Consider the following 2,634-nt stretch of genomic DNA (forward strand, 5'->3'; position numbering starts at 1 on the left):
GTGCTCCTGGGTCTAGGTGTTCACACGCTCTTCGACGGCGTGGCGATTGCCTCAGGCTTCCTGATCTCGAACTGGCTGGGTTACATCGTGCTCCTGGGTCTAGGTGTTCACACGCTCTTCGACGGCGTGGCGATTGCCTCAGGCTTCCTGATCTCGAACTGGCTGGGTTACATCGTCTTTCTGGCAGTCTTCCTGCACAAGCTACCCGAAGGGTTCACCGTGGCCTCGGTCATGCTGGCCAGCGGGCAGTCCCGTAAAACGGCCCTGAATGCTGCTCTTTCGTTGGGGCTGGCTACTCTGGCCGGGGTCTTTCTTATCAACATCTTCCCCTCATGGGTCCACATTGGTCTGCCGGTCTCTGCGGGTGTCACCATCTATGTGGCCGCCACAGACTTGGTCCCGGAGGTGAACCGTGAGCCCGGTATTCGCATGGCGCTTGTCTTCTTTGCCGGCGTCGCGATTTTCTTTTTACTTCGTCTCCTCGCCGGTTAAAAGCTAAAAGCTTTCTTAAGCGACGTTTCCCCCGAAATTCGGTAGGCTTAAGCAAGTGTTCGTCCGCGTCCTAACTCTCTGTCTGCTCAGCGCGACCGCCTTCGCCGCCGAGCACATCACGCTGCGCACAGGCTTTACGCTGGACTGCGTACGCCGTGAAGCAGCGGCAGAGCCCGGCCGGGTACGGCTTTACACCAGCGAACAGAGTTACCTCGAAGTTCCACAGGAAGCCATCGCTCAGGCTGAATTCTTCGAGGCGCCGGCGCCGTCTATTCGACCGGAGCCGAAAGAACCAGTGGCAAAAGACGAGACATCGCTGACGCCCGCCGAGTTGCAACAGTTGCTAGCTTCAGCCGAGGCAGCACATCGCGTCGACGCCGACCTGCTGGCCGCGGTCGTTCGTGCCGAAAGCAACAACCGGCCTGCCGCAGTATCCCGCGCCGGGGCGCAGGGACTCATGCAGCTCATGCCCGGCACTGCCCGCGAACTCGGTGTTCACAACAGCTTCCACCCTGGCGAAAACGTCAATGGAGGCTCGGCCTACCTGGACACACTGCTGACCCGTTATCACGACAATATGGCCATGGCGCTGGCGGCCTACAATGCAGGTCCTGGAGCGGTAGATCGCTATCATGGCATCCCTCCCTACCGGGAAACTCGTGCCTACGTAGCACGCGTCATTCACGAATTCAACCGGCGTAAACTCGAGGCGCAGACCCGCAACGCAACGGCACAGGCCCAGGCTCAATGAAGGACAAGAAAACTCCGGTCTCTTTGGCGGTACTCGCAGTTCTTGCCATCCTGATCTATTTCTTCCGGTCGAAGATCCACTTCGATTTCGGGCTGTTTGTGCGCCAGCTTCGGTTGATCGACTATAGGCACGTCACTGCCGGCATTGGCTTGATCTGGGGAACTTATCTTTTCCGCTCCTGGCGCTGGACCATCCTGCTGGGGAAGCTCCGCAAGGTTTCGCCGCTCTCGCTGACGGGGTCGCACTTCATCGGCTTTACCGCAGTCGCCATCTTCGGACGTCTGGCGGACCTGTCACGCCCATACATCATCGCTAAACGCACCAGGACCTCGATCGCGCCTCAGATCGYGATCTATACCCTGGAGCGCATGTTTGACCTGGGATCAGCGGCCCTGGTCTTTTCGACGGCACTGCTCTTTCTGCCCAAGAACATGCCACACCACGAGACCTTTGTCCGGGTTGGCGCGTTCTCGCTGGCGGCAACCATCGCAATCGCTATCTTCGCAATCGCCATTCGGATCGCCGGTTCTGCACTGGCAGCCATGGCCAAAGCAGTTCTGGGCCGGCTCTCGGAGGGGCTCGGTGAAGCCGTTGCCGAAAAGATCCTTGGCTTCCGCGAAGGATTGGGCGCCATTCCCAGCGTTGGCTCGCTGGTCGTCACCATCATCCTTTCCATCGTCATGTGGGCGATGATCGCCGGAGCGTACCTGCAGACGACCCACGCCTTCGTACATACCCCGCAGCTTGGAACACTCACCTTTGCCAGTGTGATGCTGCTGATGGCCGCGTCGCTCGGCGGATCGCTCCTGCAGCTTCCTGTCATTGGCTGGTTCACCCAGATTGCTGCCACCGCCGCCTCCATGCAGGCGTTTTACAGCGCGCCGATCGAGGCTTCTACAGCCTGTGGAGCGCTGCTTCTGATTGTGACCTCACTCAGCATCATTCCCGTCGGCCTGGTCTTCTCACGCATCGAAAGCATCTCTATCGGTAAAGTTGCTGAGGCCAGTGAGCACGCAGCCGAGACATCGGCTTGATAAAATGAAGTTATCCCAATGAAGTGTCCCTACTGCGGATTTACGCAAGACAAGGTCGTTGACTCTCGCGAAAGCAAAGAAGCCGACTCCATACGTCGACGGCGCGAATGTGAGCGCTGCAATAAGCGCTTTACCACCTATGAGCGCATCGACGAGATTCCCTACATGGTCGTAAAGAAAGACGGCCGCCGCGAGAAGTTCGACCGGCAGAAGGTTCTTTCCGGCATTCTGCGCGCTTGCGAAAAGCGTCCGGTCTCGGCGGCAAAGCTGGAACGTGTGGTCGACGAGACCGAAGCCTATGTGGTGGACTCGCCGGAACGCGAGCGCTCCACCTCCGAGGTTGGCGAACTCATCATG

General features: G+C 58.9%; 4 protein-coding genes. All 4 read left to right on the top strand.

What is annotated here, in order from left to right; all coding sequences use genetic code 11:
* Positions 1–492 (top strand): ZIP family metal transporter (locus tag AB4043_RS21905; RefSeq protein WP_442308082.1); only part of this gene is annotated, 492 nt, incomplete at its 5' end.
* A 55-nt stretch (positions 493–547) separates the two neighbouring features.
* A complete protein-coding gene (locus AB4043_RS21910) occupies positions 548–1,243 on the top strand; it encodes a lytic transglycosylase domain-containing protein (protein WP_442301688.1) in 696 nt (231 codons plus the stop codon).
* Positions 1,240–2,277, top strand: a complete 1,038-nt coding sequence (locus AB4043_RS21915; protein WP_442308083.1) for a lysylphosphatidylglycerol synthase transmembrane domain-containing protein — start codon at positions 1,240–1,242, stop codon at positions 2,275–2,277. The genes AB4043_RS21910 and AB4043_RS21915 overlap by 4 nt, the downstream gene beginning before the upstream one ends.
* A gap of 18 nt (positions 2,278–2,295) precedes the next feature.
* Positions 2,296–2,634: transcriptional regulator NrdR (gene nrdR / locus AB4043_RS21920; RefSeq protein WP_442308084.1), on the top strand; the 339-nt coding region annotated here is incomplete at its 3' end.

It is taken from the genome of Terriglobus sp. YAF25, from assembly GCF_052113305.1.
Taxonomy (GTDB): domain Bacteria; phylum Acidobacteriota; class Terriglobia; order Terriglobales; family Acidobacteriaceae; genus Terriglobus.